The 21,891-nt window shown below is 72.5% G+C and carries 23 protein-coding genes; 7 read left to right on the forward strand and 16 right to left on the reverse strand.

Annotated features, from left to right (window positions below):
- Positions 1-17: 17 nt before the first annotated feature.
- Both N869_RS04735 and N869_RS04740 read right to left on the reverse strand, forming a co-directional pair.
- Positions 18-719: an ABC transporter ATP-binding protein gene (locus N869_RS04735; RefSeq protein WP_035058607.1), complete on the reverse strand. Its 702-nt coding sequence runs from the start codon at positions 717-719 to the stop codon at positions 18-20.
- A 29-nt stretch (positions 720-748) separates the two neighbouring features.
- Positions 749-1,393: a PadR family transcriptional regulator gene (locus tag N869_RS04740; protein ID WP_035058576.1), complete on the reverse strand. Its 645-nt coding sequence runs from the start codon at positions 1,391-1,393 to the stop codon at positions 749-751.
- 198 nt (positions 1,394-1,591) lie between these two features.
- Here N869_RS04740 and N869_RS04745 point away from each other — a divergent pair, with 198 nt between their 5' ends.
- Both N869_RS04745 and N869_RS04750 read left to right on the forward strand, forming a co-directional pair.
- Positions 1,592-2,560 (forward strand): LysR family transcriptional regulator, encoded by a 969-nt coding sequence (locus N869_RS04745; RefSeq protein WP_035058578.1) that lies wholly within the window; start codon positions 1,592-1,594, stop codon positions 2,558-2,560.
- Between the two features lie 88 nt (positions 2,561-2,648).
- Complete coding sequence (locus N869_RS04750; protein ID WP_035058584.1) at positions 2,649-4,136, forward strand: S1 family peptidase; 1,488 nt, start codon at positions 2,649-2,651, stop codon at positions 4,134-4,136.
- An 83-nt stretch (positions 4,137-4,219) separates the two neighbouring features.
- Here the strand turns inward: N869_RS04750 and N869_RS04755 are convergent, their stop codons facing one another.
- From N869_RS04755 to N869_RS04795, 9 genes are all read right to left on the reverse strand, one after another.
- Positions 4,220-5,527 carry a ricin-type beta-trefoil lectin domain protein gene (locus tag N869_RS04755; protein WP_232229610.1) on the reverse strand — a complete coding sequence of 436 codons (1,308 nt, stop codon included), beginning with the start codon at positions 5,525-5,527 and terminating at the stop codon, positions 4,220-4,222.
- Positions 5,528-5,677: 150 nt separating this feature from the next.
- Positions 5,678-7,168 (reverse strand): sucrose phosphorylase, encoded by a 1,491-nt coding sequence (gene gtfA / locus N869_RS04760; protein WP_035058588.1) that lies wholly within the window; start codon positions 7,166-7,168, stop codon positions 5,678-5,680.
- Entirely contained in the window at positions 7,161-7,985 is an 825-nt protein-coding gene (locus N869_RS04765) for an alpha/beta hydrolase family protein (RefSeq protein WP_052104993.1), read from the reverse strand. The genes gtfA and N869_RS04765 overlap by 8 nt, the downstream gene beginning before the upstream one ends.
- A complete protein-coding gene (locus tag N869_RS04770; RefSeq protein ID WP_052104995.1) occupies positions 7,982-9,685 on the reverse strand; it encodes a CocE/NonD family hydrolase in 1,704 nt (567 codons plus the stop codon). Before N869_RS04770 ends, N869_RS04765 begins: the two co-directional genes overlap by 4 nt.
- Positions 9,686-9,747: 62 nt before the next feature.
- Positions 9,748-10,782, reverse strand: coding sequence for a helix-turn-helix domain-containing protein (locus N869_RS04775; protein WP_035058613.1), 1,035 nt, complete (start codon positions 10,780-10,782; stop codon positions 9,748-9,750).
- 105 nt (positions 10,783-10,887) lie between these two features.
- The gene (locus N869_RS04780; RefSeq protein ID WP_232229611.1) at positions 10,888-11,877 is read right to left on the reverse strand and encodes an alpha/beta hydrolase; all 990 of its coding nucleotides are present in this window, start codon (positions 11,875-11,877) and stop codon (positions 10,888-10,890) included.
- Positions 11,874-12,707, reverse strand: a complete 834-nt coding sequence (locus N869_RS04785; RefSeq protein WP_035058590.1) for a carbohydrate ABC transporter permease — start codon at positions 12,705-12,707, stop codon at positions 11,874-11,876. Before N869_RS04785 ends, N869_RS04780 begins: the two co-directional genes overlap by 4 nt.
- Positions 12,704-13,675, reverse strand: coding sequence for a carbohydrate ABC transporter permease (locus N869_RS04790; RefSeq protein WP_084136423.1), 972 nt, complete (start codon positions 13,673-13,675; stop codon positions 12,704-12,706). The genes N869_RS04785 and N869_RS04790 overlap by 4 nt, the downstream gene beginning before the upstream one ends.
- Entirely contained in the window at positions 13,675-15,048 is a 1,374-nt protein-coding gene (locus N869_RS04795; protein WP_052105000.1) for an ABC transporter substrate-binding protein, read from the reverse strand. Before N869_RS04795 ends, N869_RS04790 begins: the two co-directional genes overlap by 1 nt.
- A 287-nt stretch (positions 15,049-15,335) precedes the next feature.
- Here N869_RS04795 and N869_RS04800 point away from each other — a divergent pair, with 287 nt between their 5' ends.
- On the forward strand, positions 15,336-15,629 hold the full coding sequence (locus tag N869_RS04800) for a DUF1540 domain-containing protein (protein WP_035058592.1): 294 nt from the start codon (positions 15,336-15,338) through the stop codon (positions 15,627-15,629).
- 95 nt (positions 15,630-15,724) lie between these two features.
- Here N869_RS04800 and N869_RS04805 read toward each other — a convergent pair whose 3' ends face one another.
- Positions 15,725-16,273 (reverse strand): type 1 glutamine amidotransferase domain-containing protein, encoded by a 549-nt coding sequence (locus N869_RS04805; protein ID WP_035058594.1) that lies wholly within the window; start codon positions 16,271-16,273, stop codon positions 15,725-15,727.
- 140 nt (positions 16,274-16,413) lie between these two features.
- Between N869_RS04805 and N869_RS04810 the strand changes: the two genes are divergently transcribed.
- The 3 genes from N869_RS04810 (at position 16,414) to N869_RS04820 (ending at position 19,414) form a co-directional block, all read left to right on the forward strand.
- Positions 16,414-17,067, forward strand: coding sequence for an alpha/beta hydrolase family protein (locus N869_RS04810; protein WP_198025962.1), 654 nt, complete (start codon positions 16,414-16,416; stop codon positions 17,065-17,067).
- Positions 17,068-17,433: 366 nt separating this feature from the next.
- Positions 17,434-18,114 (forward strand): slipin family protein, encoded by a 681-nt coding sequence (locus N869_RS04815; protein ID WP_035058597.1) that lies wholly within the window; start codon positions 17,434-17,436, stop codon positions 18,112-18,114.
- A gap of 58 nt (positions 18,115-18,172) precedes the next feature.
- Entirely contained in the window at positions 18,173-19,414 is a 1,242-nt protein-coding gene (locus N869_RS04820; protein WP_052105002.1) for a saccharopine dehydrogenase family protein, read from the forward strand.
- Positions 19,415-19,423: 9 nt separating this feature from the next.
- Here N869_RS04820 and N869_RS04825 read toward each other — a convergent pair whose 3' ends face one another.
- Positions 19,424-19,873 (reverse strand): pyridoxamine 5'-phosphate oxidase family protein, encoded by a 450-nt coding sequence (locus N869_RS04825; protein ID WP_035058599.1) that lies wholly within the window; start codon positions 19,871-19,873, stop codon positions 19,424-19,426.
- Between the two features lie 281 nt (positions 19,874-20,154).
- Between N869_RS04825 and N869_RS17665 the strand changes: the two genes are divergently transcribed.
- Positions 20,155-20,577, forward strand: a complete 423-nt coding sequence (locus tag N869_RS17665) for a DUF2510 domain-containing protein (protein WP_035058601.1) — start codon at positions 20,155-20,157, stop codon at positions 20,575-20,577.
- A gap of 30 nt (positions 20,578-20,607) precedes the next feature.
- On the opposite strand, the gene N869_RS04835 is transcribed toward N869_RS17665, so the two are convergent.
- The 3 genes from N869_RS04835 to N869_RS17670 form a co-directional block, all read right to left on the reverse strand.
- A complete protein-coding gene (locus N869_RS04835; protein WP_035058603.1) occupies positions 20,608-21,225 on the reverse strand; it encodes an SRPBCC domain-containing protein in 618 nt (205 codons plus the stop codon).
- 2 nt (positions 21,226-21,227) lie between these two features.
- Positions 21,228-21,572, reverse strand: coding sequence for an ArsR/SmtB family transcription factor (locus N869_RS04840; protein ID WP_035058605.1), 345 nt, complete (start codon positions 21,570-21,572; stop codon positions 21,228-21,230).
- Positions 21,573-21,612: 40 nt separating this feature from the next.
- Positions 21,613-21,891, reverse strand: a 279-nt coding sequence (locus N869_RS17670) for a TetR-like C-terminal domain-containing protein (protein ID WP_035058622.1), incomplete at its 5' end; no start/stop codon positions are given.

A 21,891-nucleotide genomic window follows, 5' to 3' on the forward strand; every position in this document is an offset into this window, starting at 1 on the left:
CGGCCACCGTCGCGGCATCACACACCCCCGCTGAGCAGCGCGTCCGCACCGGGCCGGGAGCCGGTGGTGTCGACCACGACCCCGTCCCGCAGGAAGATCGTGCGGTCGGCCCAGGCCGCGAAGCGCGCGTCGTGGGTGACCAGGAGGCCGGCGGCACCCACGTCGACCCGGGCCCGGAGCAGACGCATGACGTCCTCGCCGGTCACGGAGTCCAGGGCGCCGGTGGGCTCGTCGGCCAGGACGAGCCTGCGGGGCCCGGCGAGCGCCCGCGCGATGGCGACCCGCTGCTGCTGCCCGCCGGACATCTCGTCGGGAAACCGGTGGGCGGCGTCGCGGACGTCGACGAGCTTGAGGGCCGTCAGCGCCTCCTCACGGGCGATCCGCGCCGGGATGCCGTCGAGCTCACGGGGCAGCGCGACGTTCTCGGCAGCGGTCAGGGCGGGGATCAGGTTGAAGTCCTGGAAGACGTACCCGACGCTGCGGCGCCTCAGGCGCGCCCGACCGCGCAGGTCCATGCCGGTGAGGTCGTTCCCGGCGACCGTGACGGTCCCCTCGGTGGGGGTGTCCAGTCCGCCCGCGAGGTTGAGCAGGGTCGACTTGCCGGACCCGGAGGGCCCCATGACGGCGACGAGCTCCCCGACGCGCACCTCGAGGTCGACTCCGCGCAGGGCGTGGACGGCCACCGGCCCGGTGCCATGGGTGCGGTGCACACCTGCCATCCGCAGGAGCACGGGACCGTAGGTGCCGCTCACCGCCTCGTCCCGTGCGGTCGGCCGGCGTGACGGGCGCCCGCGCCGGGGTCCGCCCCGGAGGTCCTGGCCCTGGAAGCGGGACCGAGGCGGGCGATGCGCGCCTCGACGTGGTCCAGCCATCGCACCTCGGCCTCGGCCGCGAAGATCAGGCTGTCCAGGACCAGTGCCCACGCGAGGTCGGGACGGGCGTCGGCCACCGCCCCGGGTGCCGAGGCCCCGGCGGAGAGCCGGGTGTAGTCGTGCAGGCAGCGCAGGGTCTCGGTGCGCTGGGCCTGGATGACGGCTGCGACGTCCACACCCGGTGCGGTGACCGCGAGCGCGATCTTGATGGCGAGCTCGTCGCGTGCCGGTGCCCCTCGTTCCACGGGCCGGGCCCACCAGGCAGCCGCCTCGTCGCGGCCCCGGGCGGTGAGGGTGAACCGCTCGACCTTGACCCCCGGGTCGTCCGGTTCGGAGGGGTCGGGTGGGTCTGGCAGGGGTTCGACGAGGCCGTCGCGGGTCAGGCGCCCCAGGGTCGTGTAGACCTGCCCGATGTTGAGGGGCCAGGTCGCTCCCGTGCGGCGCTCGAACTCCACCTTGAGCTGGTAGCCGTGCATCGGCTTCTCCGCGAGCAGCGCCACGATCCCGTGCCTGACCGACATGACGACCTCCGCTAGTTACCGGGTATGCACCGAACCATACTCGGTAACTACTGCAGGTCAAGCCCTCGGGAGCGCTCCTCCTCGCCCGCGACGGGCCCCGGTCGCACCGGCCCGACCTTCCCGATCTGTCGTCCCGCGTGATACACACAGTCACACCCGTTGTGACGTGAGCCCGGTATATGGTGAATAATCCGATTCATGGAGCTGGAGCTTCGGCATCTCAGGATGATCACGACGGTGTGTGAGTCCGGCAGCGTCACCAAGGCCGCTGCCGTCCTCGGCCTGTCGCAACCCGCGCTGACCGCGCAGCTGAACCGCATCGACAGGACGCTGGGAGGCCCCGTGTTCGTCCGGGACCGGCACGGCACCCGTGCCACACCCCTGGGCGAGCTCGTGCTACGGCACGCGCGCGTCGTCCTGCCCGCCATGGACGTCCTGCTCGACGACGCCCGCCGGCAGGTCAACCGCACCACCTGGGGGCCCAGGTCCCTGCGGCTGGGCACCGTGAGCACACCCCTGGGCGGGCTCTTCGCCAACCAGGTACGCACCGCGCTGCACGACGTGACCGTCACCCCGTCCACCTCCTGGTCGGTGGCCGGCACCACGTCCCGTCTGGCCGGCGGGGAACTCGACGTCGCGCTCGTGGGGGTGTGCGCGGACTCCGCGCCACCCCCCGACGGCCACGTGGTGTGGCGCCACGTCGCGACTGACCCCGTGTTCGTCATGGTCGACGCCCACCACCGGCACGCCACCCGCCTGAGCGCTCCGCTGACCGACCTCGGCGGTGAGACGTGGCTCAACGCTCCCGGTGACGGGTGCTTCGAACGCTGCTTCGTCTCGGCGTGCGTCCGGGCCGGCTTCACGCCCCGCTCGCTCGGGGAGTCCGAACGCACCGCCGCGATCGACCAGGTACGCGCCGGCCACGCCGTGGCGCTGGTCCAGCCCGTGATGCCCGTCGCACCCGGCGTGCGGGTCCTGGCCCTGGACGGCAGCCCCCTGCGCTGGTCCCACTACGTGGGCTGGCGCCAGGACGTCGCAGACCGCGTGGACGTCGGGCAGGTCGCCCGTGCCGCGCGCTGCGCCCACGACGACGCCGTCCGCCGTTCGCCGGCGTACCTGCGTTGGCTCACCACCCACCAGATCGACCTCCATAACGAGGCCGTATGACCAGAAAGGGATCTGCCACCGCCCACCAGCACGCTCCTAACCTCCGAGCACCGGCGACCGCCGGGTGCGATGAAAGGGACGAACCGAGATGACACCACGCACAGTCACGCGGGCCCTGGCCGTGGCCACCGCAGCCGCCACACTCCTGGCAGGCGGCATGGCCGCCCAGGCCAACGAGCCCGCACCACCCGGGAGCGCGAGCGCACCGCCACGCCTGGCCGAGAAGCTCGACCCCGACCTCCTCGAGGCCATGGAGCGCGACCTGGGCCTCGACGCGGAGGAAGCCGCCGCCACCCTGGCGTTCCAGCACGACGCAGCCGAGACCGGCGAGGCCCTCGCCGAAGAGCTCGACGAGGACTTCGCCGGCACCTGGGTCGAGGACGACGTCCTGTACGTCGCCACCACCGACGAGGACGCCGTCGAGGAGGTCGAGGGCGAAGGCGCCACGGCCGTCACCGTCGAGCACTCCCTGGCCGACCTCGAGGCCTGGAAGACCGTCCTCGACGCCGCCCTCGAGGGCCACGACGACGTGCCCACCTGGTACGTCGACGTCCCGACCAACAGCGTCGTCGTCGCCGTCAAGGCCGGAGCCCAGGACGTCGCCGCCGGCCTCGTCGAAGGTGCCGACGTCCCGTCCGACGCCGTGACCTTCGTCGAGACCGACGAGACCCCGCGGACCATGTTCGACGTGATCGGCGGCAACGCCTACACCATCGGGGGGCGCAGCCGCTGCTCGATCGGGTTCGCGGTCAACGGCGGGTTCATCACCGCCGGCCACTGCGGCCGCACCGGCGCCACCACCGCCAACCCCACCGGGACCTTCGCCGGGTCCAGCTTCCCGGGCAACGACTACGCGTTCGTCCGTACCGGGGCCGGCGTGAACCTGCTGGCCCAGGTCAACAACTACTCCGGTGGCCGCGTCCAGGTCGCCGGGCACACCGCGGCCCCCGTCGGCTCGGCCGTGTGCCGGTCCGGGTCGACCACCGGGTGGCACTGCGGCACCATCACTGCGCTCAACTCCTCGGTCACCTACCCCGAGGGCACCGTCCGCGGCCTGATCCGCACCACCGTCTGCGCCGAGCCCGGCGACTCCGGTGGCTCGCTGCTCGCCGGCAACCAGGCCCAGGGCGTCACGTCCGGCGGCTCCGGCAACTGCCGCACCGGTGGCACCACGTTCTTCCAGCCGGTCAACCCCATCCTCCAGGCGTACGGCCTGAGGATGATCACCACGGACTCGGGCAGCAGCCCGGCCCCTGCACCGACCTCCTGCACCGGCTACGCCCGCACCTTCACCGGGACCCTCGCGGCCGGCCGGGCCGCCGCCCAGCCCAACGGGTCCTACGTGCAGGTCAACCGGTCCGGGACCCACAGCGTGTGCCTCAACGGGCCCTCCGGTGCGGACTTCGACCTCTACGTGCAGCGCTGGAACGGCAGCTCCTGGGTGACCGTCGCCCAGAGCACCTCCCCCGGCTCCAACGAGACCATCACCTACCGCGGCAACGCCGGCTACTACCGCTACGTGGTCAACGCCGCGTCCGGCTCCGGTGCCTACACCATGGGGCTCACCCTCCCCTGACGTAGCGCACACCCCGACGACCGCGGCGGCCCGGACCATCCCCTCCGGGCCGCCGCGGTCCTCTCATGCCCCGGTGTCGAGGGTCACAGACGCCACTGCTGGTTGGCCCCGCCGTGGCAGTCCCACAGCACCAGGCGCTGACCGTCCCTCAGCGGCGTGCCACCCTGGGCGTCCAGGCAGCGGCCGGACGCCGGGTTCACCAGCGCGCGGCTCGCGGCGTCGTACACCCACCTCTGGGCACCGGTGCCGTTGCACCCCCAGATCTGCACCACGGTCCCGTTCTCGGTGCGACCACCGGCCGCGTCCAGGCACCGACCCAGTGCCCGGATCGTCCCGTCCGACCCCCGCGTCCACGTCTGAGCGGCGTTGCCGGAGCAGGTCGCGACCTGGGCTGGGTTCCCGTCCGTGGGGTCCGCCCACGGGACGTCCAGGCACAGGTCCCCGCCCAGACGGATCGGCCCCGTACCCGTCGGGAGCGTCGCGCCCGACCCCGGGCCGCCGGTGCCCCCACCCGAGCCGCCCGTGCCGCCACCGGCGCCACCACCGGACGTCGCCCCGTCGTAGACGCGGATGTAGTCGACCTTCATCTCCTGCGGCAGACGCGTGGTCCCGTCCGGGTAGCCCGGCCACTGGCCGCCGACCGCCACGTTCAGGATGAGGAAGTACGGCTTGTCGAACACCCACTGCCGCGACCCGAGGTCCGCACGCGTCAACCGGTGGTACTCGTGGCCGTTGACCGACCAGCGGATCTCCCCCGGGCTCCAGTCGATCGCGTACACGTGGAAGTCGTCGGCGAACGACCACCCCTGGGGGTGCATGTACGAGTCACCGATGCCGTCGCCGCCGGAGTAGCCGGGCCCGTGGACCGTGCCGTGCACCAGGTGCGGCTCGAACCCGACGTTCTCCATGATGTCGATCTCACCGGAGTTCGGCCACGGGACCTGCGGGAAGTCCGCGCCCAGCATCCAGAACGCCGGCCAGATGCCCTGCCCCCGGGGGATCTGGATGCGTGCCTCGACCCGGCCGTACTGGATCTCGACCTTGTCGTTGGTGTGCAGGCGGGCCGAGGTGTAGGACCCGTCGGGCTCCTGCCGGGCCGTGATCACCAGGTTGCCGCGACCGTCCAGCGCCGAGTTCGCCCGCGAGGTCGTGTAGTTCTGCAGCTCGGCGTTCCCCCAGCCGTGGTCCCCGGTGTCGTAGTTCCACACCGCGGGGTCCGGCGCAGAACCCGCCGGCCCCTCGAACTCCTGGGACCACACCAGGTCCCCCGCTGAGGTCGGAACCGGCTGGGACGCCGTGACCGCGGTCGCCGGGCCCGACCCCGCGACCGCACCGGCAGCCAGGAGCACGGTCGCGGCGGCCGCGCCACGGCGGCCTCCTCGTCGTGACATGCGCATGTGTGCAGCTCCCTCGACGGCCCGTGGACCGTGGCCCCGGCGCGGGCCGCGCGAGGACGCCGGGCGGGCCCAGCACCGTCGCCCCGGGCACCAGTCACACTACGACGTAACGGGTCAAAACGGGCGCCTTCACCGCTCCAGAGTTCAGTCCAGGTCGGCCATGGCGAACTCCCGGACCGCCCCGCCCTCGCCCGTGACCCGCACGACGCCCGTCACGGCCGCCACGTCGGCGACCAGCTCGGCCCGGTGGTCGCCCGCCGTCCACGTCACCGTCAAGGTCGAGCCCTGCACCCGGTGAGTCGCCGTCCCGGCGAACGCCGGGTGCCGTGCGCGCAACCGCAACGCCGCCAGCTGCCGTTGCACCACCGGCCGCTGAAGGTCCGCAGCGATCTCGTCCCGCGTGTAGTGGTGCCGGTTGATGTCCCGGCCCACCCCGGTCCGGTCCAGCAGCTCCATGTCGTTGGACCCCGCCATCAGACCCACGTAGTAGACCTGGGGGACCCCCGGCAGGAACACCTGGATCAACCGCGCCAGCAGGTACCTGTCGTCGTCGGCGCCCAGCGCGTCGTAGTACGTGCAGTTCACCTGGTACAGGTCCAGGTTGGACGCCGCACCCCCGGTCGCGCGACGGCTCTGGCCCCCGCTCCGCTCGTGGATGCCCTCGACCAGGCGGTCGATCTGCTCCTCGTCCAGCAGACCCGGCTCCCCCGCCGGCCCCTTGCCCGCGTCGATGATCCCGATCCCGTCATGGGTGTCCAGCACCGTCACCGTGTTGGTGGGCCGGATGTCCAACCACGCGGCCAGCGGCGCCAGGTCACCCGCCGACAGCGCGTGCAGCAGCAACGGGGGCAGCGCGAAGTCGTAGACCATGTCCACGGTCCGGGCGATCTCGACCTGCTGACGGTGGTACCCGTGGATCTCGAGCAGCACCCGGGCCCCCCGCACCCGGGCGTGCTCACGGATGCGGGCCACCACCTCGGTCGCCTCCGGCAGCATGAAGCAGCTCGTCCCAGGGGCCTTCGCCACGTACCCCACGGCGTCCAGACGGACCATCGCCACCCCCGCCGACGTCTGGCGGTCCACCACCTCGGTCAGGTACTCCCACGCCAGCGGGCTGCGGATGTCCAGGTCCACCTGCTCGGCGGTGAACGTCGTCCACACCAGGCGCCGCTCCCCACCCAGGGTCATCGCCGTGAACGGCAGACCGGGCCGCGGACGGTAGATCGCCGCGAGGTCGGCCTCCGTCGCCCCCCCGGGGAACACGCCCTCGAGCGTCAGGAACATCGGCGCCCAACGGGAGTCACGCCCCCGACGCACCACGTCCTGGAACGCCTCGGAGCTGCTCGACACGTGGTTGACGATCAGGTCCGCCATGACCGTGTGGTCGCGGGCCAGCCCGGCCACGTCGTCCCACGTCCCCAGGCGCGGGTCCACCTGCGTGTGGTCCACCGGGTCGAAACCCGCGTCCGCGCCGTCGAACGGGGTGAAGAACGGCAGGACGTGCACACCGTCGAACGCACCCGCCAACGGGCCACGGAGCAACTCGGCCAACCCGGCGACCGACCCGCCGAACCTGTCCGCGTACGCGATGAGCTGGGGGCCGTCCCCCCGGCGCGTGGTTCCTTGATCACCCATGATCGATCCTCTCTGAACGGTGGGTGGCGACGACGCCACCCGAGCGGGCGCACCCGGTGACGAACTCCACGGTCTCGCGGATCACCAGGTCACGCATCGGCACCGTGGACCACCCGTGGTCGGCGCCCGGCACCACGGTCAGGTCCATCGCCTGCCCGTAGACCTCCCGGTACGCCTCGGCGCACCGCACGGGCACGAAGTCCTGGTCACCGTGCAGCACCCGCACCGGCCCCGTGAAGCCCCGGGCTCGCCCGTACACGTCGAAGCCGGGCACCTCCTGGAACAGGCCCGGGCCGATCCGCTGACCGTAGAAGTCGAACCACCCGTCCCGCGCGACCCCGTCGACCGGGCGGCCCTGCAGGTGACCACCGGTGATCTCCTCGACGAACACCGACGCCACGGACCAGAACGTCAACGACCGCACCGGGAGCGGGGTCTGCGCCGCCACGACGCTCGCGACCACCGCACCCATGCTCAACCCCATCAGGTGCAGGTCATCGGGATCGACCTCGGGGAGGCCCGCGACCCGGTCCAGGAGCTCGACCGAGTCGCGGACGTCCCGTTCGACCGAGACGTCGGCGAAGTCCCCGTCGCTCTCGCCGTGACCGGCCCGGTCCATCGACACCACCGCGAACCCGGCACGCCCCAGGGCCCGGGCCAGATCGACGAACGCCCGGCCACCCTCGCTGCGGTTGCCGCCGAACCCGTGGTGCAGCACGACCGTCGGCCACGGCCCGGCACCGGGCTCCTGCGGCAGGTGCAGACTGCCACGCAGCACCAGGCCGTCGACGGTGAACGCCAGGGGGCGCAGGTTCACAGCTCCTCCTCCATCGGGTGCGCCGGCAGGACCGGCAAGGTCAGGTACGACGGGGAAGCCGCCCCCAGGTGCACCGTCTGGTGCGACACGACGTGCTCACCGGGGGCGGTACGCGACCACGGCAACCCCGTACCGGGGTTCACGTCGAACCGGGGATGGTTCGACCCCGACACGTCCACACGGATGCGGTGGCCCGCCCCGAACCGCTGCGCGGTGGGCCCCAGCTCGACCTCCACCCGGTGCGGGACCCCCGGCTCCAGGAGCGACTCGGTGGCGTCCGACCCGCTGAACCGGGCCCGCACCACCCCGTCCACGACGTTCAGGGCCCGCCCGTCGGGGTGGACGTCGACGAGCGTCGCGCACCAGTCCGCGTCCCGGGCCGTCGTACTCACCACCAGGCTCAGGCGCACCGTCCCCACCACGTCGACGTCCTCGCTCAGCACACCCGACTCGAACGACACCACGTCCGGCCGGGCCGCGCGGGCACCCTGGTCCCAGGCGCCGGTCCCGTAGGCGGCGTCGCCGTGGGCGAAGATGTTGGGCCCCCCGACCGTAGGGACCGGATCGGCGGGGTCGTGGACGAACCCGACGTCCCCCGACGCCCCAGGGGCGGGCTCGTGCACGGCCAGCGTGCCGTCGGGGTGCAGGTGGTACCGGTGGTCGACCGCGGCCGGGTGCGGCCAGTCCGTCGTCCTCACCCAGACGTCCGCACCCATCAGGTACAGGCGCACCGGGGCGTCCTCGGCCGTGCCCGGCACCTCACCACGGGCGTACGAGGCCAGGAAGCCCAGGATCTCCTCGTCCAGGCCCAGGGCACGGGCATCGGCCCGGGGCCCGTACCGCGCCTCCCCCAGTGCCGCCCCACCCGGGCCGTGCCCCCACGGGCCCACCACCAGCGTGGACCCCGGGTGCCGTGACCGCATGAACTGCTCCACGGTGCCGCGCACGAAGATGTCGTGCCACCCACCGACGTAGAACGACGGCACCGGGTCACGGTCCGGCAACGCCCGGCGTGCCCACCACCCGTCCCGGGCCGGGTGCTCGAGCCAACCCCGCCAGCTCGGCATGCCGGCGTCGAACGGCACCGCGACCGCCTCACCCCCGCGCAGCACCTCACCGACCTCACCGGGCAGCTCCCGCCAGGCCCGCACCACCCCGGACGACACCTCGCCGCGGGCCACACCGCGCGCCAGCGCCAGGCCCGTCTGGCCCACCGCCCACCCCACACCCGACCCCGCGAGCATCGCACCGCCGTGGTGCACCACGTCGTACGGGTCACCCGGGCACACACCCAGGCCCATGGCCCGCAACGCAGGGGGCCGCTCCCCCGCCGCGAACAGCTGCGTCTGGGCCAGGTACGAGCGGCCGTACGTCACCACGTCACCGGTGCACCACGCCTGCGCGGCGCACCAGTCGATGACGTCCGCGCCGTCACGCGCGTCGTCGGCCCACGGCTCGAACACCCCGTCCGAGGCACCCGTACCCCGGTTCGCCACGCACACCAGCGCCAGACCCCGACGCACCACCGCGGCCACGTCCACGTCGAGCCGCACGTCCTGCACCGGGTAGGGGGTGCGCATCAGCAGCACCGGGACCGGGCCCGGCGCCTCGGGGCGCGTCACCGTGGCCCGCAGGACGGTGCCGTCCCGGACGGGGACGGGTACCTCGTACTCGGTGACGGTACGCAGGGGCACGTCCACGGAACACCTCCAACATCAGGGGCAGGGGGTCGGTGCGGGAGCAGGGTCAGCCCGCCAGCTCGTCACGTCTGGTCGTCGAACCTCGTGGTCATGAGGCGGTGCAGCACCAGGGCCGTGGCCACCCGCACCCGACCGGGTGCCGTGCCGACCCTGAACCCCAGGAGGTCCTCCAGGTGCTGCTGACGGGCCTGCACCGTCGAGTGGTGCAGACCCAGCACCTGGGCCGCGGCACGGACGCTCTCCGTCATCGACAACGCCTCCAAGGTGTCCAGACCCCACGGCTCACGCGCGGCACCGGCCACCGCGGACACGTCCGGGTGGTGGTCACCTGCACGGACGTCAGCACGACCGAGCGCCGTCAGGGCACCGAGATCCTCCCACCGCACCCGCGGGACCAGACGCGAGGCCACCCGCAACGCCAGGAGCGCCTCGTCCCAGCCACGCGGGACGCCGGCGATCCCGGTCACCGCGCTCACCCCGTGCCACGGGGCGTCCCACGGCTCGTCCGCGCGCACGATCGACGCCCGGACAGGCCCGAACGGGGTGCTCACCACCGCCGACCGCGGCACGTCCGCGACCCCGGCCGGCCCCAGGGCCACGACCCGGACGCGCGCGTCGTCACGCAACCTCAGCCGACGCGCGGCCTTGCGGCGGGCGTCATCGGTGGACGTCGCCGACAGCAGCAGCTCGATCGCCCCGGCGTCGTCCAGGTCCAGGGGGCTGACCCGCTCGATCGTCAGGTGCAGGCACGTGGCCAGACGCTCCAGCAGCACCGCGTCATGGGCGGCTTCCCCCGAGGGGCGCTCGAGCCACACCACACCACCGGACCCGTCCGCCAGCTCCTGGTGGGGCCAGGAGCGCGCGACCGCGACGTCCTGCACCGGCGCCAGGGCGTGGCCCTCGGCGTCGACCCGCAACCAGATGTGGTGCAACGGGTGGGCGAACCCGGCCGGGCACCCGGCCAGCACCGCGGCACCGCGCACGAACGGCTCCAACCCGGCGCGCTGCCCCAGCAGCGCGTCGAAGAACGTGATGATCTTCAGCGCGGCGGACGCGTCCTCGTCCAGTGCGCTGAGCCGGTGCAGCAGCTCCTTCACGGCCCCGTCACCACCTCCGGTCCGACACCGCAGGGCGGCGCCCACGCGCACACCACCTGGGCGACCACACTACCGACCCGGTCCCGGGGCCGACCGGGCCCCACGTCACACCCTCCCGGTGAAGCCCAGGGCACGGTCCATCCAGCTGTGGAGCGCAGCCAGCGCCCCACGCGAGATCGCGGTGTGCGTGAGCGTCTGGAACCCGTGGAACCCACCCGCCCACACGTGCAGCTCGGCCTGCCCGCCCGCCTGCCACAGCCGGGTGGCGTAGGCCACGGACTCGTCCCGGAACACCTCGGCGCTGCCCACCTCGACGAACGCCGGCGGCAGGCCGGACAGGTCCTGCGCCCGGGCCGGGGCCGCGTGGCTCGGCACCTCCGGGCAGCCGTGCAGGTCACCCAGCAGGGACCGCCACCCCAGCTCGTTCTCGGCCGCGTTCCACAGGCCCGTGGGGTACTGCCGGGCCGACGGGGTGTCGTTGCGGTCGTCGATCATCGGGGCGAGCAGCAGCTGACCCGCCACCTGGGGACCACCACGGTCCCGGGCCATCAACGTCACCGACGCCGCGAGGCCACCACCCGCGCTCGTCCCGGCGATGAGTCCGGTCTCGACGTTCACACCCAGGTCGCCCGCGTTCTCCTCCAACCACAGCAGACCCGCGTAGCAGTCCTCCTGCGGGACGGGGTAGGTGTGCTCGGGCGCCAGCCGGTACTCCACAGTCGCCACCACCGCGTTGTACCTGTCGATCCAGTCCAGGAACGTGTCCGCACCGCTCCACCGGTTGCCCAGCATCATGCCGCCACCGTGGATGTAGTAGATCAACGGGCTGGTGCGGATGCGGTCCTTGCGGTGCACCACGCTGACCGTGACCTCCTGCCCGTCGTAGGAGGTCACCGCGTGATCGGCGCGCACCAGGCCACGCCGGTCCAGCATCGTGAGCGTCGCCTGCGCCGCGGCCTCCTCCTCGGCCCGCTTGTGGGGGACGTCCGCGGCGGTGATGGGCGACGGGTCGCCCAGCATCTGCAGCGCGAGTGCCGCAGCGCTCTCCGGGTCCAACGGCGGTGCGCCCGTACCGACAGCCATCTCGTTGATCATCCTTTGACCGATCCTTGCAGGAGGGCAGCGACGAACTGCTTCTGGAACACGGCGAACACGACGATGGTCGGGAGCATGATCAGCAGCGCACCCGCGGACAGCAGCACGATGTCCGTGCCGTACTGCCCCTGGAACGCACCCAGCGCACCGGCGACCGTGCGTCGCAACGGGTCGTCCATCATCACCAGGGCGACCAGGAACTGGTTCCAGGTCCACAGGCTGTACAGCACCGCCAACGTCGACAGCGCGGGCTTCGCCAACGGCAGGTGCACATGACGCAGGGCCCGCCACGGACCGGCGCCGTCGATCGACGCCGCCTCGTTCAGCTCCTTCGGCACACCCGAGAAGTGGGCCCTCATCCAGAACACCCCGAACGGCATGTACAAGGCGATCAACGGGAGTGCGATCGCCGGCCGGGTGTTCAGCAGGCCCGCGTCCCGCATCAGGTAGTACAGGGGTGTGATCAGGCCCTCGAACGGGATCGTCAGGCCCATGAGGAACACCAGGAAGACCAGCCGGCCCCCCGGCACCCGCAGCACCGAGATCCCGTACGCCGCGGCCGTCGCCAGCGCCAGCGCAGCCGGCACCACCATCAGGACCAGCAGCGCGCTGGAACCCATGAGGGTCGGGACGCGCGCCATGGTGAACGCGGTCGCGAAGTTCTCCGGGTGCGCCGGGCTCGGCACCGACAGGCCCGTGGGGTTGGACCCCGCCTCCTGCAGCGCAGCGCTCAGCATGGACACGAACGGCAGCAGCGTGAACGCCACCATCACCACGAGGATCAACCGGCCCGTCCACGCCTCGGACCGGCTCGTGCGGACGTTGCTCATGATCGCTCCCGGACGAGGTACTGCAGGGGCACGACCACCGCGAGCACGAGCGCCATCAGCACGACTGCCATGGCGGAGGCGGCACCGACCCGAGACTGGTTGAACGCGAGCTGGTAGATGTCGACACCGGGCACCATGGTCGCGCCACCCGGACCACCCAGGGTCATCGTGTAGATGACGTCGAAGCTGGCGAGCGCGGCGATCAGCGTGACCGTGAGGCAGACGGCGAGCTCTGCGCGCACCCCGGGGAGGGTGACGGCGAAGAACTCCTGCACCGGACCGGCCCCGTCGACCCGGGCCGCGTCGTACAGGGCCGGGTCGATCTTCGCCATGCCCGTGCTCAGCAGCATCGTGCACAGACCGACCAGCACCCACGTACCGACCACGCCCACCGCAGGCAGCGCCAGGTCGAAGTCGGCCAACCACGGGCGGGTCCACGACTCCAGGCCGACAGCGGTGAGGATCTGGTTGATCGCCCCGTCCGAGGCGTAGAGCCACGTCCACGCGATACCCGCCCCGACCAGGGGCACGACCTGGGGCAGGAACAGCGCGGTCTGCGCCGCCCGCGCCCACCGCGAGGCCAACGAGCGCGTCAACGTCGCGGCCACCAGACCGATGGCGATCGACAGGAAGCTGTAGAAGAAGATCAACCGGAAGGAGTTGCCCAGGGCCCGAAGACGGCTCGGGTCCTGGAAGACCTCGGCGTAGTTGTCCAGCCCCACCCACGTCGCCGCGCCGATGCCGTTCCAGTCGTAGAACGAGTACTGGATCGACATCGTCAGCGGCCGCAGGACGAGCGCCGCGTAGACGATCAGCGCGGGAGCCACGAACAACCAGCCGACCCACGAACGACCACGGAACCGACCGCGGATCCCCCGGCGGCGTCCACCGCCGGGCAGACCCACGTCCCGGCCCGGGCCCGCCGCCGGGGCCAGGGCCCCGGCAGCGACCTGGCGTGCGTGGGACATCAGCGCCCGAGCTCCGTCTGGTAACCCTGCTGGACGCTCGCGGCGAACTCCTCAGGGGTGATCCGGTCGGAGACCAGCAGCTGCAGGTCCGGGCCGATCGTCGAGGTCAGGATGCCCGTGGTGGCGTTCCCGATGAAGTCGATCGCACCGTCGTCGTCGGCGAGGGTCGCGGCCGCCGCGAGGGTCTCCTCGATGACCGAGCCCTCGGGGGCGACCGGGGCGGGGAGCTCGGCCGGGCCGCCCGGGCTGGAACCCGTGACGTCCAGGACGATCTGCCGCGCGACCTCGTCGGTGTGGATCCAGTCCAGGAAGTACGCGACCTCGTCCTTGTTCGACGCCGTGGACGGCACCACGTACGTCGCCGGAGCGGCCATGGCGACGTGCGGGGCCCCCTCCTGGACGCCGGGGAAGAGGAAGAACCCGAAGTCCCCGCTCCCGCCCGACGTCAGGCCACCGGCCTCCCAGTCACCGTTCGGCATGAACAGCGCCCGCCCGTCGGCGAACCTCCCGACCATCGTCGAGTAGTCGATCGCGTTGACGTCGTCCGGGAAGTACCCCTCGCCGGCCCACCGCTGGATCGTCTCGGCCGCGGTCACGGACGCCTCGATGTCGAACGAGGCGTCCGGGGCGTTGTAGATCCAGTCCTTGAGGTCGTCCAGGCCCGGCTGCTGGTTCTGCACCATCTGGTACGGGAACGCCACCGTGAAGTCGGCGTTGCCGACCATCATCGGCACGACGTCCGCGGCCTTCGCCGCCTCCATCATCTGCTCCAGCTCGGCGATGGTCGCCGGCGGGACCTCGATGCCGAGGTCGGCGGCGATGTCCTTGTTGTAGTAGAGCCCGGTGGTGTTGTACCCGACGCCGAGCGCGTACAGCGAGCCGCTCCCGCGGGACCCGTCGGGCTCCACCCGCACCTGGTTCAAGGTGCCCTGCGGCCAGTCGTCCCACCCGTAGGCAGCGGCGTACGGGTCGAGGTTGGCGAGCAACCCGTCCTTGGCCGCCGAGGCGACCGTGGGGAACCGGATCAGGTCGGGGGCGTCGGGGGCGTTGATGATCCGCACGGCGTTCTGCGCCAGGTTCTGGAACGAGTCGGCACGGACCCGGAACGTCACGTTCGGGTACTGCCGGGTGAACTCCTCCTGCAGGGCGTCCCACGCGTCGGTGAAGCCGCTCTCCAGGTACAGGTCCAGCTCGACGTCCTCGGTGGTGAGCTCGGTCGAGACCTCCTGCACGGGTGCGTCGGGGTCCGGCTCCGGCGTCGTCGAGCCGCTGCCGGGCGGTGCGCACGCGGCGAGCGCGGCGACGGTCAGGATGCTGCCCGCCCGGACCAGGGCCCGGCGGGTCGACGTGATGGTGTCTGGCTTGTCCCGCATGTCTTCTCCCTCGAAGTCATGTCCCAGGTGGGGGTGCCTGGCTCCATCGAGTCTGGCGGGTGGATGCAACCTGGACCACCGCCGCCAGGGCTCACATCGACCCCCCGCGCCCGCCACATGGCGGTCGACGGCCGGCGGGGCGCGATGCCGAGCAGCGGCCGGGCAAGCCTCACCTCAGCATTCTGAGGATTGCCTTTCCTCACGAAACCGATCACGTATTCGCTGTTGCTTCCTGAAAGAAGTGGACGAACAATCAGAATGTCGATGACAAGAGAAGGAGGCACGCCATGACCGTCATGCCGGCCGTCAGCGAGTGCACCGTCAGCGGGTGCTCCTACAACCACGACGGGTGCCACGCGTTCGCGATCACCGTCAGCGGCACCAACGGGACCGCCGACTGCGGGACGTTCATCCCGTTGAACACCAAGGGCGGGCTGGACCGCGTCGTCGGTCAGGTCGGCGCCTGCACCCGTGCCGACTGTGCGCACAACGAGTCGCTGGAGTGCACCGCGGCCGAGATCCGTGTCGGGTCGGGCCCCGGTGACCACGCCGCCAACTGCCTGACCTTCAGCGCAGCCTGAACACCGCCGGGACGCGACCCGGGCACGACGCGACGATGCCCGGCCCCCAGCAGGGGCCGGGCATCGTCGGAGTCCGGCGGGTGCAGTGGCGCCGATCAGGCCGTCTGGCCGGTGTGCTGCCCCTCCTCGATCTCCTCGACGAGCTTGGCGTTGAACGCGGGCAGGTCGTCCGGGACCCTGCTCGACACCAGACCAGCGTCGACGACGACCTCCTCGTCGACCCAGGTGGCGCCCGCGTTCGTCAGGTCCGTGCGCAGGCTCGGGTAGGACGTGAGCGTCCGGCCACGCAGGACGTCCGCGTCGGTCAGGATCCACCCGCCGTGGCAGATGACGCCCACGGGCTTGTGCTGCTCGAAGAACGCCCTGGTGAACCGCACGGCGTCGACGTCGGTCCGGATGGTGTCACCGTTGGTCACACCGCCGGGCAGGACCAGAGCGTCGAACGTCGAGGCGTCCGCGTCCGCGGTGGTCCGGTCCACACGGGCCTCGTGACCGTTCTTGCCGGTGATCGTGCCGGACTCGCTCGAGACGAGCACCGCCGTGGCGCCGTGCCCGGTGACGGCCTCCCACGGGCCGGTCAGCTCGCTGTCCTCGAAGCCGTCGGTCGCGAGAAAGGCCACGGTCTTGCCGGTCAGGTGAGACATGCTGCTCCTCCGTCTCGTGGACGTGCGGGGTCGCTCCCGACGGTAGGTCGGGATGCGGCGGTCTGCATCCGCTTCCCCACCAGGCGCGACCTCGACGGTGCCCTCGGCCGACCACTGCCCGGATCGATACGGTAAGGGCCATGCGCGTGACCGCGATCGACATCCCCACCGACCACGGCCGGGCCAGAGCCCACCTGCACCTGCAGGCCGGCGCCCACGCCTGCACCCCCCACGGACCACGCGGCGCGCTGATCCTGGGCCACGGCGCCGGAGGCGGGATCGACGCACCGGACCTCGTCGCCGCCAGTGACGCGGCGAACGCCCTGGGGCTGTTCGCCGTCCTCGTCGAACAGCCGTACCGCGTCGCCGGACGCCGCGGCACGCCCCGAGGCCCTGCCCTCGACCTCGCCTGGACCCAGGTCGTGGCCCACCTGCGCACCGCAGTCCTGGGCGACATGCCGATCATCGTCGGCGGACGCTCCGCCGGGGCGCGCGTCGCCTGCCGCACCGCGACCGCCACCGGTGCCCTCGCCGCCCTCTGCCTCGCGTTCCCCCTGAAGACCCCCGGTCGACCGGACCGCCCCGACCGGTTGCCCGAGCTCCACGACGCCGGCGTCCCCGTCCTGGTGCTCCAGGGCGAACGGGACCCCTACGGCCACCCACCCGTGGGCCCCGACCGCACCGTCGTCGCCGTGCCGGGTGACCACTCCCTGCGCGCCGGCACCGCCGAGGTCAGAGCCGCCGTCGGACCGTGGCTGAGCGCCCAGTTCGCGGTCCTGACCGACGCCGTGTGACAGGATCCGCCCACCACGACGCTCCGGACGCACGGATGGGCCCACGGAGAAAACGGGGGCGTCTGCCCGTGCCACGCGGATAACCTCTGCGAGCTCCTGGTCAGCAGCCGGGCGACGTCATCGCTGCGGGTCCTGCGCGTCGACGGGAGCACCTTGTGTGGTGAAGCGCCTCATCCGCGCCCGGGTTCAACTCCCGAGCCGGTCGGTGCACGGTCACGAGGGTGGACGCGGTCCGCGACCCCCGGCACACCGGAGGGTCCCCCGTGCCGACCCGACCGCGCACCGGCCGGTCAGCGGAGGACGCCCCACCGCACCGGGCGGTACCTGCCGAACGACGGCAGGCCAGGACGGGAGGAGGGCCGGGCCGTGCGTCTGGTGATCAACGAGTGGGAGCGGGTCCTGGTGTACCGGGACGGTCGCTTCGAGGGCGAGCTCGGTGCCGGCCGGCACCGTGTGCGCCGGTGGGGCCGGCAGGCCGTGCGGTCCGTCGTGCGGGTGGCGGTACGCCCCCGGCAGATGCAGGTCCCCCTGCAGGAGGTGCTCACCGGTGACGGGCTGTCGGTCAAGGTCAGCCTCACCGCGACCGTCCGCGTCGAGGCACCCCGGGCCTGGCACGAGGCCGTCGAGAACCCCGACGCGTTCGTGTACACCGCCCTGCAGGTCGCCCTGCGGGAGTCGGTGGCTGCACGGTCCCTGGACGAGCTGCTCACCGACCGTGCCGAGGTCCGCACCGAGGTCCGGGACTCCGTTCTCGAGGCCGCAGGGACCGTGGGGATCGTCGTGCAGGACGTGACGCTGCGTGACGTCGTGGTCCCCGCAGAGCTGCGACGGGCCGCCGCGCAGGTCGCCACCGCACGCGCGGAGGGCCTGGCCGCGCTGGAGCGTGCTCGCTCCGAGGTCGCCGCTACCCGCGCCCTGGTCAACGCTGCACGCCTGCTCGACTCCCACCCCGGCCTGCTGCAGCTGCGCACGCTGCAGGCGGTCGAGGTCGGCGGTGCCACCGTCGTCCTGAACCCGGACCCCACCAGCAGCCGGCCCGGGGCCTGACCCCAAGCCCACGTCGGTCGGGGTTGCGGGCGCAGGACGCGGCGTCGACCATCATCAGATGGGCGACGGCGGCGGCTGCACGGGACGTGACCATGACATCGTCCTGTTCGGGGCGTCGGGCTTCGTCGGGAGGCTGGTGGCCGAGCACCTCGCCCGGAACGCCCCGGCCGGCACCCGGATCGCCCTCGCCGGTCGATCACGGGGCAAGGTCGAGCAGGTGCGTGCGACCCTGCCCGGGCGAGCCCACGAGTGGCCGGTCCTGGTCGCCGACTCCAGCGACGCCAGGTCGTTGACCCTCATGGCCGCCTCTGCCCGGGTCGTGATCAGTACCGTCGGCCCCTACCTCCGGTACGGGATGCCGCTGGTCCAGGCGTGCGCCGACGCCGGCACCCACTACACCGATCTCACCGGTGAGGTGCCATTCATCCGCCAGGCCATCGACCGGTACGACGACCTCGCCCGACGCACCGGCGCCCGGCTGGTGCACGCGTGCGGGTACGACGCGGTCCCCTCCGATCTGGCCGTCCTGTGCCTGCACCGCCAGGCCCAGGCCGACGACGCGGGGAGCCTGGCGCACGTGCGGGCGGTGGCCACCGCCCGTGGCGGGGTCAGCGGCGGGACGGTCGCCTCGATGCGGGGGGTGTTCGAGCAGGCCGCCACCGACTCTGCCGTGCGCCGCCTGCTCGCCGACCCGCACTCGTTGAGCCCGGACCGTGCCGTGGAACCGGACGTGCGGCAACCACCGGACTTCCCTGCCCCGGGACGCACCCACGACGGCGGGTGGGTCGCACCCTCCCCGATGGCCTCGTTCAACACCCGGGTCGTGCGACGGTCCAACGCGCTCCAGGGCTGGGCGTACGGGCGCGACCTGCGGTACGGGGAGGTCACCGGGACCGGCCACGGCCCCACGGGTGCGCTGGCCGCGGCGGGCCTGACCGCCGGGCTGGGCCTGCTGGGGGTGACGTTGAGCGTGCCACCCGCACGCAGGCTGCTGGACCGGGTGCTGCCCGCCCCCGGGACGGGACCCGACGAGCAGACCCGTCGCACCGGGTGGTACCGGATGGACCTGCACGCCACGACCACCGCCGGGCGCCACTACCAGGCGGTCAGCGCCGGTGAGGGTGACCCCGGCTACGCGGCCACCGCGGTGATGCTCGGGGAGTCGGCCCTGGCCCTCGCGCTGGATGGCGACCGGCTCCCGGACCGGGTGGGGTCGCTGACGCCCGCGACGGGCATCGGGGAGGTCCTGGTCGAGAGGATGAGGGCAGCCGGCCACACCCTCGTGGCCGCGCCACGCTGACCACGACCGTCAGGCGAGCCAGCCCCCGTCCCGCATGACGTCACGCCCGCCGATCTCGTTCTCCTCACGCCACGCCTGGATCCGCCACGGACGCACCCAGAAGTAGACGTACGGCTGGGCCAGCCGCCGTGGGTCGAACCCGGTGGCGGCGGCGAACGCGTCACCGGCCGCTGGCTCGAGGTCTGCCGGCTTGACGAGCTCAGCCGTCCCGTCCACGACCACGACGTCGCGCGTCTGCCCGAGCGCCAGGCGCACCCGGCCGTCGAGCACCAGGTTGCGTGCGGTGACGGTGGAACGGGCAGTGGAGACCAGGATCCTCGACCCGTCCCACAGGTGCGACAACGGCACCAGGTGAGGACCCGCGGCGCCTGACGTCGCGACCCATAGGTCCACGTCGTCGGCCAGCCGGCTTCGGGCGTCCTGCGCCCGTTGCTCCAGCTCGCGTGGGGCTGCTGACACGGGGCCTCCAGGTGTGATGTGCCCGGTGCGGGCGAACGGTGCGGGCGACGTCTCAGCGCCTTCCTACCGTCCGGGGCTGGGTCATGCGCCGGTGAGGGCCTCGCCGGCACCCCATGGCACTGCCCCTTGGCGGCAGCCCGGTCCGCCCGCTCCGCCGTCGAGATCGTGCATCTTCGTCGAGATCGTTCCTCAGGACTCACGATCTCGACGAAGATGCACGATCTGGAGAACTGAACGGGCCGTCCCTCAAGCCCGCCACCATGACTGCCGATCATGGAACTATGACTGCACCGACGACCCCGCCTCCGGGCTGGTACCCCGACGGCGTGACCCCCGGGGTCGTGCGCTGGTTCGACGGGATCGCGTGGACCACGTACACCGCGCCGGCGCCCGTCGGTCCCGGCCCGGGCTCCGCTGCCGTGCGGCCCGAGCCGCAGGCGTCCGTCATGGACGCGGGCCCACGCGACCCGATGCACTGGCTGCTCCCGGTGGGGCGCTCGTGGCAGTCCGTGGCGGCGGGCTACGTCGGGCTCGTCGCCCTGGGGCTGTGGATCCTGGGACCTGTCGCGATCGCCCTGGGGGCCGTCGCCCTGCGGCGTGCGAGGGACGGGGGGCACGGTCGGGGACGCGCGATCTTCGGGATCCTCACCGGCGCCGTCGGGACCGTCGCGCTCGTCATCGCCACGGTGCACTGGCTGGGGTGACGCCCGGCCGGACGCTCGACGAGGAGCCCGCTACTCCGGGACGACCGTGAACTGCTGCACGGCGGCTTCGCGGGCGTCGGCGACCTGCTGCGGGTCTGCCGTCCCGGATGCCTCGACCACGGCGACCCACCGGTCGATCGACGCCGCGTTGAACTCCACGACCGCCGGGGAGTTCGCCATCTCGAGCGGGTCTCCGATCGGTACGCCACGCAGGTGCAGGCCCAGCCCCATCACGGCCCCGTCCCACCCGGGCCCGACGTACAGGGCACCGGCACCGGACCCCACGTGCGGGAGCGCCATGGTGTGGACGAGGTCCACGGTCGTGCCGTCCGGGCCTTCTGCGAGGTGCAGGTCCACGATGCTGTCCGGCGCGCCGAAGGTGACCTGCACCCTGGACGGCCGTTCGCACACGAGCACCTCACCACCGGCGTTGCCCTCGATCTGGTAGGTGCCGCCGACGTGGAGGTCACCGTGCACCGGCGAGAACCACCGGGCGAGCCGCTCACGGGTGGTGAGCGCGTCCCAGACGTCCTCGACGTCGGCCTCGAACGTGCGGCTCACCGTGACGGCGACCACCTCGTCCGGCCCCTCCCCCTCCCGGGTGACCCTGCGGCGGATCGCGGTCTGCTCTGCGGGCAGGTCGAACATGTTCAGCCCTCCTCATCCCTCTCGCGACGGTGTCTGCGGCCTCGGGCGAGCTCAGTGCCGAGCGCGTCCAGGCGCTGGTCCCAGAAGGTCCGGAACTGCTCCAGCCACGCGTCGACGTCCTGCAACGGCGCCGGTTCGACGACGTACAGACGTCGCGCGCCCTCGGCCCGCACGCGCGCGAACCCGTTCTCCCGCAGGACCCGGAGGTGCTGGGACACGGCGGGTTGGCTGATGCCGTACTCCTTGCGGATCACCTCGGTGACCTCACCTGCGGACATCTCCTGAGCGACGAGCAGCTCCAGGATCCGCCGCCGGACCGGTACGCCGAGGACGTCGAACGCGTGCACCCGGCCACCATATAAACGAGCACTTATAGGACGCAAGGGGTCACTGGGCAACCCGACCCATCGACGCGACCAGGTGCCGCACGCCGTACTCGAACGCCGCGTCGACGTCGCCCCCCAGGCCGAACGCGTCGGCGAGCTCCATGCCGATGAACCCCCGTGCCCAGGCCGTGAAGGTACGGGCGGCGGCGAGCGCGTCCCGCTCGCCGGCCAGCTCGGCGGTCGCCGCCAGGACCGGGGCCACCGCACGGGCACTGACCTCCGGGCCAGGCCGGTGCCCACCGGGCCCCGGGTGGAAGACCAGGAGGAAGGCCTGAGGCCG

This window comes from Cellulomonas bogoriensis 69B4 = DSM 16987, from assembly GCF_000767165.1.
GTDB classification, from domain to species: domain Bacteria; phylum Actinomycetota; class Actinomycetes; order Actinomycetales; family Cellulomonadaceae; genus Actinotalea; species Actinotalea bogoriensis.

Excerpts from the sequence above, each read along its gene's own strand:
- N869_RS04735 (WP_035058607.1), bottom strand. The coding sequence starts at position 719 with ATGGCAGGTGTGCACCGCACCCATGGCACCGGGCCGGTGGCCGTCCAC.
- N869_RS04740 (WP_035058576.1), bottom strand. The coding sequence starts at position 1,393 with ATGTCGGTCAGGCACGGGATCGTGGCGCTGCTCGCGGAGAAGCCGATG.
- N869_RS04785 (WP_035058590.1), bottom strand. The coding sequence starts at position 12,707 with ATGAGCAACGTCCGCACGAGCCGGTCCGAGGCGTGGACGGGCCGGTTG.
- N869_RS04805 (WP_035058594.1), bottom strand. The coding sequence starts at position 16,273 with ATGTCTCACCTGACCGGCAAGACCGTGGCCTTTCTCGCGACCGACGGC.
- gtfA (WP_035058588.1), bottom strand. The coding sequence starts at position 7,168 with ATGGGTGATCAAGGAACCACGCGCCGGGGGGACGGCCCCCAGCTCATC.
- N869_RS04820 (WP_052105002.1), top strand. The coding sequence starts at position 18,173 with ATGGGCGACGGCGGCGGCTGCACGGGACGTGACCATGACATCGTCCTG.
- N869_RS04790 (WP_084136423.1), bottom strand. The coding sequence starts at position 13,675 with ATGTCCCACGCACGCCAGGTCGCTGCCGGGGCCCTGGCCCCGGCGGCG.
- N869_RS17665 (WP_035058601.1), top strand. The coding sequence starts at position 20,155 with ATGACTGCACCGACGACCCCGCCTCCGGGCTGGTACCCCGACGGCGTG.
- N869_RS04810 (WP_198025962.1), top strand. The coding sequence starts at position 16,414 with ATGCGCGTGACCGCGATCGACATCCCCACCGACCACGGCCGGGCCAGA.
- N869_RS04780 (WP_232229611.1), bottom strand. The coding sequence starts at position 11,877 with ATGATCAACGAGATGGCTGTCGGTACGGGCGCACCGCCGTTGGACCCG.
- N869_RS04750 (WP_035058584.1), top strand. The coding sequence starts at position 2,649 with ATGACACCACGCACAGTCACGCGGGCCCTGGCCGTGGCCACCGCAGCC.
- N869_RS04835 (WP_035058603.1), bottom strand. The coding sequence starts at position 21,225 with ATGTTCGACCTGCCCGCAGAGCAGACCGCGATCCGCCGCAGGGTCACC.
- N869_RS04800 (WP_035058592.1), top strand. The coding sequence starts at position 15,336 with ATGACCGTCATGCCGGCCGTCAGCGAGTGCACCGTCAGCGGGTGCTCC.
- N869_RS04755 (WP_232229610.1), bottom strand. The coding sequence starts at position 5,527 with ATGTCACGACGAGGAGGCCGCCGTGGCGCGGCCGCCGCGACCGTGCTC.
- N869_RS04795 (WP_052105000.1), bottom strand. The coding sequence starts at position 15,048 with ATGCGGGACAAGCCAGACACCATCACGTCGACCCGCCGGGCCCTGGTC.
- N869_RS04745 (WP_035058578.1), top strand. The coding sequence starts at position 1,592 with ATGGAGCTGGAGCTTCGGCATCTCAGGATGATCACGACGGTGTGTGAG.